6 protein-coding genes and 1 pseudogene are annotated in these 7352 nt (G+C 53.7%); 6 read left to right on the forward strand and 1 reads right to left on the reverse strand.

From position 1 onward, the window contains the following. Positions 1–100: 100 nt before the first annotated feature. Positions 101–1372: a threonine/serine exporter family protein gene (locus ABRP87_RS10985; protein WP_198010522.1), complete on the reverse strand. Its 1272-nt coding sequence runs from the start codon at positions 1370–1372 to the stop codon at positions 101–103. 446 nt (positions 1373–1818) lie between these two features. Between ABRP87_RS10985 and ABRP87_RS10990 the strand changes: the two genes are divergently transcribed. From ABRP87_RS10990 to ABRP87_RS11015, 6 genes and pseudogenes are all read left to right on the forward strand, one after another. Beyond that, entirely contained in the window at positions 1819–2793 is a 975-nt protein-coding gene (locus ABRP87_RS10990; RefSeq protein WP_349868803.1) for a carbohydrate ABC transporter permease, read from the forward strand. Positions 2794–2822: 29 nt separating this feature from the next. After that, on the forward strand, positions 2823–3668 hold the full coding sequence (locus tag ABRP87_RS10995) for a carbohydrate ABC transporter permease (protein ID WP_051138425.1): 846 nt from the start codon (positions 2823–2825) through the stop codon (positions 3666–3668). Positions 3669–3743: 75 nt separating this feature from the next. After that, complete coding sequence (locus ABRP87_RS11000) at positions 3744–5066, forward strand: ABC transporter substrate-binding protein (protein WP_023025555.1); 1323 nt, start codon at positions 3744–3746, stop codon at positions 5064–5066. Between the two features lie 37 nt (positions 5067–5103). Continuing rightward, positions 5104–6198: an ABC transporter ATP-binding protein gene (locus ABRP87_RS11005; protein WP_023025553.1), complete on the forward strand. Its 1095-nt coding sequence runs from the start codon at positions 5104–5106 to the stop codon at positions 6196–6198. Between the two features lie 170 nt (positions 6199–6368). After that, positions 6369–6986 carry a zinc metalloprotease gene (locus tag ABRP87_RS11010; RefSeq protein ID WP_023025551.1) on the forward strand — a complete coding sequence of 206 codons (618 nt, stop codon included), beginning with the start codon at positions 6369–6371 and terminating at the stop codon, positions 6984–6986. Between the two features lie 168 nt (positions 6987–7154). Continuing rightward, positions 7155–7352 (forward strand): annotated as a pseudogene (locus ABRP87_RS11015) (hypothetical protein); the annotation flags it as partial.

Consider the following 7352-nt stretch of genomic DNA (forward strand, 5'->3'; position numbering starts at 1 on the left):
GTGAAATAATCCTAATACCAGCACGCCAGACCGGCTAAACATATAACTTCACCAACACATCCTGTCGTTTAGGCCCCGCTGCAAGGCCGAACCACCCGCGCTAGGCGGGCTTCTTCCGTGGGATTTCCTTATCGAAGTCAATGAGCCGTCCCAATGCCCAATCGCGGTCCGTAAGCAGCCGGGCAAATACCATCCCCGCGCCGATAGCGCCTACTACCATCAAACCGGTGGCCACATTCGCCACAGCCTGATCCATCTGTCCATCGTTGAGGTAATAAACCGCGCGGAACATCGTCACCCCAGGAATCATAATGACGGCGGCAGGCACGGTCGTGGTAATGCGCGGCAACCGCGCCTTTTGCGAGGCCACCGCTCCCAAGAGTCCGATAATCAGCCCGCCAATAAAAGCCGCAAAGTAGATGGTCGTGCCCAGTTCAAGGAGTCCCAGGCGCACCGCATTGGCCACGGTTCCCACGCTTGCGGCAACTAGGACCATGCGGCGCGAGGAATTAAAGAGGAAGGCAAAGCCCGCGATGCCGAAGAAGCTGGCGACAAAAGCCAGCAGGTACCACCGCGTATCCGGCGCGGGGACCGGCGGATCCGGGCTAAGATCCGTCAACCAACTGACCATGGAGACTGTAAACGTAGCGGTAAAGATGACCGTAAACGCATACCCCAGCCTGGCGATGCCCGCGTCAAAGTCAAAGCGCGCAATATCGATCAGGGCCGAAAACAGCGGGAACCCCGGAATCAAAAAGAGCACCGTCGCGACATAGCCCGAGGACAGCGAGCTCGGCTCTACCACCCCGGCAAATCCTAGGATCTCGATAAGAATAAAGAACGTGATGCTGGCTGCCGCGCCACCGGCGATGATCCCGCCAATTTGGTGCACGTGCTGGTGGAGCACCTCATAGCGCACGAACTGCCCCACGAACGCCGCCAGCGCGACGAGCCCTACCGCCTGCACCGGAAAGAAGTTCAGGAATGCAAACGCCGCGCACGCGACCGCGGCTGCGGTGGATAGAACCCACACATTCCAACGCTTTTTTACGTCACTTTCAATGGAATCGAGCATTCCCGAAAGCTCTTCTGCAGTAATTCCGGAGTACAGGCGGTTATGGGTGAGGTCCTCCAATGCCTCAATGCGGGAGGCATCAACGGCCGGCGAATGCGTGCGCGCAATCACGGTGCGAAAGGAGTCACCCCGGTGAAAGGTACAGGTAATCTGCGTTAGCCCCACGTTGGCATCCAAGTAGTCAAACCCTAGCGCCCGGGCGCTGCGCTTCATACCGCGCAGCACGCGATATCCCGATGTGCCAGCGCCCATCAGCATCATCCCGACACGCAACACGACGTCAGCTTCCACGCCCATCTGCCGGTGAAAATTCGGATCATACTGCGACGACAAATCTTTCACCTCTACCTCGCGGGAAAGCTGCGGGCCAGGCCGCCTTTCGCCGGCCATTGCCCCAGCTTCCACCCACATTTTGGCTGTTTCTTCTACCTTCCAGACTAGCGCACCGCCTGCCTACCCCGTGTCCCCTCTTAGCCTCCACTAACTTTCAGGAAAATTCCAGCTTTTTTCAATGCCTATAACAGGGTCTAGCGCCATACTTTCCTTAGCGTTTGAGAGAACGCAAGAGAGATAGAGAGAACCAGCTCCAGCGCCCTGCGGCCCTTTACTGAGGCCCGGGCGCTGGAGTTGTTTTCATCGAGTTCGCAATAGTCCCCTAGCCTTTACGGACTCGACGATTACAATTCATCAAAAGTTTCCATTATGTGAAACACCCCGTAATCTACGCGGTTTACGTTGGCTGGGTGACTCTCAGGGATGACCACGCCGACGCTAAGAACGGCATCGCGACTGCCACGGCCACTGGCCCGAGCAACGATAATTCATCGGAGCTCGTACGAAAGGCTACAAAGAGCCGACATAAAGAATGGTTGCTGGCTGCCGTACTTTTGGCGCCCAACCTCATCTTGCTGGCTATCTTTACCTACCGGCCGCTGCTGGATAATATTCGGCTTTCCTTTTTTAATTGGAATATTTCCAGTTCAAGCTCCACTTTTGTTGGCTTTGATAATTACGTGGAGTGGTTCACGCGCGATGACACAAAGACGATTGTATTAAATACCGTCATTTTCACCTTTTTCGCGGTCATCGGCTCCATGGTTATTGGGCTCGCGCTTGCGCTACTTCTCAATCAAAAGATCAGGGGCCGCAACTTCGCACGCTCGGTGGTCTTCGCGCCCTACGCCATCTCCGGTGCCGCAATCGGTATCGCCTTCCAGTTCGTATTCGACCCCAACTTTGGGTTGATTCAAGAAATCCTCGGATGGTTTGGCATTAGTTCTCCAAACTTTTATGCCGTGCCTGGCTGGGCGTTGTTCATGGTGACATTTACATTCGTGTGGAAGAACTTGGGTTATACGTTTGTCATCTACTTGGCTGCCCTACAGGGCCTAGATAAGGAATTAGACGAAGCTGCCGCCATTGATGGAACAGGCCGTTGGCGTAAATTCTGGCGCGTGACAATGCCGCAACTGCGCAATACCACCTTCTTCCTTTCCATTACGGTACTGCTCAACTCTGTGCAGGTCTTCGACATCATCAACGTCATGACCCGGGGCGGCCCTCAAGGAAACGGCTCCCAGACCCTGGTTTTTCAGATTTATAACGAAACCTTTGTCAACTTCCGTGCTGGTTACGGCGCCACTGCTGCGACAATCCTATTCCTCATCCTGCTCGTCGTTACGTTGATTCAGGTCCGCATCATGGATAAGCGAGGTTAACCCACCCTATGGCTGATTCAAATCTTCACATGATCACAGACTCTTCCCCTGTAGCAAGGCGTGCCAAACTCATCGGTGGGTACGTAGGAATTATCCTCGTCCTCCTACTCGTGGGACTGCCGTTGTTCTGGATCTTAATGACCTCATTCAAGGCCAGAGGTGATATTTACACCGACCCAGTTAACTGGCTACCGCCGACGTGGGAAACCAAAAATTACGCAGATGCCACAACGCGCGTCCCTTTCTGGACCTACCTGCGTAACTCAGTCTTCATTACCGCGGTGCTATCCGCTATAAAGATTGTGCTTGGTGTCGTCTCCGCCTACGCGTTATCTATCCTTCGCTTCCCAGGACGCAATCTAGTGTTCATCGTGGTGGTTTCTTCCCTGATGGTCCCCGCAGAAATCACGGTGATTTCCAACTACGCCTTGGTCAATTCCTTGGGCTGGCGTAATACCTTTGTCGGCATCATCGTCCCGCTGGCTGGTGTTGCATTCGGCACCTTCCTCATGCGCAATCACTTCCTGTCCTTGCCTTATGAGCTTGTGGAAGCTGCTCGCATGGACGGCGCCGGCCCCATTCGCTTGCTCACCAAGGTGCTTCTTCCCGTTTCTTGGCCAACATTGACAGCTTTTTCCGTGATCACCCTAGTAAACGAGTGGAATACCTACTTGTGGCCTTTCCTGATGGCAGATACGGAACGTGTCGCTCCCTTGCAGGTGGGCCTGACCATGTTGCAAAACAATGATGGCGTTACTAACTGGGGCCCAGTAATGGCCGCTACCGTTCTAACCATTCTTCCGATGGTCGTCATCTTCCTTGGCCTGCAGAAATACATGATTCAAGGTCTCACCACTGGCGCCGTAAAAGGTTAGAAGGTTTCTATCCCCATCGCGCTCGCCGTTTTCACCCACTTCTTCGCAATTTGACTTAAATATAAGGAGATACCCATGCTTCGCCGTAAGTTTCTCGCACTAGCTTCCACTGCTTCTACCGCTTCATTTCTTGCCGCTTGTGCTGGCACCTCATCTACGAGTTCCCAGGGCAGTAGCGACGGTGGCAATGGTGGCGAGGTCACGGAATTGACGTGGTGGTCCAACCACCCAGCTTCTTCAAAGGACATCGAAAAGGAAATCATCTCTCGCTTCGAGAAGGAAAACCCTGATATTAAGGTCAACCTTGTTGACGCTGGAAAGAACTACGAGGAGGCAGCACAAAAGTTTAATGCTGCACTCACCGGCTCTGATCTTCCAGACATCGTGGTTCTCTCCGATGTGTGGTGGTACAACTTCGCTATCAACGGGCAGATTGCCAATGTTGATGATCTAGCCAAAGAAGCCGATATTGACCTTTCAAGCTATGTCCAGCCACTCTATGAGGACTACAACTACGACGGCGGCCACTTCGCGCTTCCCTTTGCTCGGTCGACTCCCCTGTTCTTCTATAACAAGGACGCTTGGAAGAAGGCTGGCCTGCCGGACCGCGGACCGGAGTCTTGGGACGAAATGGATGAGTGGTCTAAAAAGCTCGCGAGCGCGGATTCCAAAATGAAGCCATTTGGCTGGGGCGACGCCGTTGGCTACCTGGGATGGATTTTCCAAGGCCCCTTGTGGTCTAAGGGCGGCGCCTACTCCGATGAGTGGGATTTGAAGTTCACTGATGGCAAAACCATCGAGGCTGTGGAATGGCTCAAGGATGTTACCGATAGCAAGAATGGCTATTCCTACATGGGCAATGACATGGCTATGGAATTCGGTACCGGACGGGCTGCAGCCACTGTCCTATCCACAGGCGACCTTGCAGGTATCTCTGATACCGCTGACTTCGAATTAGGAACCGCATTCCTTCCCAATCCAAAGGGAGACGGCGCTTGCCCCACCGGAGGTGCCGGTCTTGCCATTCCTTCCGGTATTAGCAAGGACCGCCAGTTGGCAGCCATTAAGCTGATTGATTTCATCACGAACGACGAAAACACCTCGTACTGGTCCCAAAATGTGGGTTACATGCCGGTCCGCTCTTCTGCTGCCGACAACGAGGAACAAAAGAAATTCATGGAAGAGAACCCGAATTTCGAGACTGCTATCAAGCAGCTTCCAGAAACTCGCCCACAGGACAACGCCCGTGTATTCCTCCCTGGTGCAGATCAGGAGATTGGTGGAGCCTTCGAGAAGATCGTCACCAACCGCGACGATGTCACCAAGGTGCTCACGGATCTGGAAAAGACTCTGCAGTCCATTTATGACAACCAGGTAAAGCCCGTCATTAACGGCTAACCGTGCCAATTCTCCTTAACATCTGAAAGGTAACACCATGGCTACTGTCACATTTGATGGAGCAAGCCGCATCTACTCCAAAGACGCGGAGCGTCCCGCAGTTGACCAACTCAATCTAGATATTGCCGATGGCGAATTTTTGGTCCTCGTCGGGCCTTCTGGCTGCGGAAAATCCACCAGCCTTCGAATGCTCGCTGGCCTTGAGCCTACGGACCGAGGTTCCATTCGGATCGGCGGAAAAGACGTCACTGGAGTCAGCCCATCAGATCGAGACGTAGCCATGGTCTTTCAGAACTACGCCCTGTACCCGAATATGTCGGTCGCGCAGAATATGTCCTTTGCCTTGGAGAACCGGAAAGTTCCCAAGGACCAGATTAAGACGCGTGTGCAAGAAGCCGCGAAAATTTTGCAGATGGAGGATTTACTTGACCGAAAACCCGCGAATCTTTCAGGCGGCCAGCGTCAGCGTGTAGCGATGGGCCGCGCCATCGTGCGCGAACCTGCTGTATTCTGCATGGACGAGCCACTATCCAACCTGGATGCAAAACTACGCGTCTCTACCCGCGCGCAGATTTCAAATTTGCAACGCCGCCTAGGCACCACGACGGTGTACGTGACCCACGACCAGACCGAAGCAATGACCATGGGTGACCGCGTCGCAGTTCTTAACGCCGGTGTCCTACAACAAGTAGATACCACTCGTGAAATCTACGATCGCCCCCAAAACGTCTTCGTTGCCGGCTTTATCGGCTCCCCTGCGATGAATATCTACAACCTCGCACTCACCTCTAGCCAGCTTTCACTGGGGTCTACTCGCATCAACTTGGCCAATTACGACTTCGATGGTGCGCAATCCATTACCGTTGGCGTTCGCCCTGAAGATTGGGTGCACACAGAGGAAGGTGCGGAATTCACCGTTAAGCACGTTGAAGAGCTCGGCAATCAAACCTACCTCTATGGCGACTTGGCAGAATCCGGGGAGAATCTACAGTCGACGACCCGAATGGGCGGACAAACTGGCATGTTAGTAAGCGCTCGCCGTGATTACACGGTGGGTGACACTTTCCGCGTTTCCCCAGATCCTGACCGCATCCACCTATTTAGTTCTTCTACTGGTGAGCGTCTAAACTAAAGTCGACAAAGCGAAGTTAACAATGTAAATTTCTACTTTGCCCGGTGTAGCAAAAATTCATTGTTACTCGATTGCCTGAGGCATCCACGCAATTCTGTTTCCCGCGGATATTGCTAAGACCAACTGCATTCCACGAACGATAAAGCCAATCGAAAGGTCACTAACTGCCGATGCGCTCTCTAAAGAAGCTATCTGTCACTGCCCTTGCCACCACCGCCATTCTCGGTACTATCGCCGCGCCGGCAGCGAACGCAAAGAGCGACCCAGTACGTTCCATCATCGATCCTGGAACCTGCAAGACCATCACCAAGCTAGCTAACGAGGGCAAGCCGGTTCCAGATCCTTCCATCCTCCACGATGAGGACTCTGTAAAACCTTATTTCAGCGATGGCGTACTGAAGTACAAAGTGGCGGATAACTTCCCATACCGCAAGCAGCTGGACGCCGCCGTTGCCGAGTGGAATGAGGCTCTCGGGGGGAAGGCTTCCCTTCAGGAAGTAAAGCCTTCCGAAGCTGATGATGACACCATTTCCATCATCTACAATCCGGATCCTCGCGGCTACGTCCAGGGGTCGGCTTACCCAGATCACAAGTTGGTCTCCATCAAGATGCCCAACGCCACCTACCCTGAGGCGCTCCAAGGCACCATTGCTCACGAGCTAGGCCACATGATGGGCGCGGGGCATTCCTGTGCCGGCGCACTTATGGCAGGTTCCAATCAAAATCCAATCTCTTATCACGTAACCCCGCTTGATGCAGCGGCCATCATCCAAGGTCAGTTCGACTAAGCTTGCCTCGGCTTCTCCCCTGGTCCTGAACGGGAGCCAGGGGATTTTTATATGCCCAGTTTCGGGGTGTTGGATAAGCCGCGTTGGGCGAATATGGGCATCGGCTAGCAGCGCTGCTGCTAACGTTGCCCTTATTCAAAGGTTTGCACAAGTAAAGGAGCCTGCCCTATGGAGACGTGGGAGCCCACATTGTCCACTGGTACGTTGCTAGGGATTGCAGTTGCTGCGGTCGCTGTAATTTTGGTACTGGTCATATATTTCAAGCTCCATGCTTTTCTCACGCTGCTGGTGGTGAGGTTACCCTCGTTTAGTGGACACCCGATTAGTGCGGATTTTGTGTCCGTAGGAGAGGATGTTCATTGTGAG

It is taken from the genome of Corynebacterium sp. KPL2830 (genome assembly GCF_040225635.1).
GTDB lineage: Bacteria > Actinomycetota > Actinomycetes > Mycobacteriales > Mycobacteriaceae > Corynebacterium.

Coding starts and splice junctions, on each gene's coding strand:
- ABRP87_RS10985 (WP_198010522.1), bottom strand. CDS start 1,372: ATGGGCGTGGAAGCTGACGTCGTGTTGCGTGTCGGGATGATGCTGATG.
- ABRP87_RS10995 (WP_051138425.1), top strand. CDS start 2,823: ATGATCACAGACTCTTCCCCTGTAGCAAGGCGTGCCAAACTCATCGGT.
- ABRP87_RS11000 (WP_023025555.1), top strand. CDS start 3,744: ATGCTTCGCCGTAAGTTTCTCGCACTAGCTTCCACTGCTTCTACCGCT.
- ABRP87_RS11005 (WP_023025553.1), top strand. CDS start 5,104: ATGGCTACTGTCACATTTGATGGAGCAAGCCGCATCTACTCCAAAGAC.
- ABRP87_RS11010 (WP_023025551.1), top strand. CDS start 6,369: ATGCGCTCTCTAAAGAAGCTATCTGTCACTGCCCTTGCCACCACCGCC.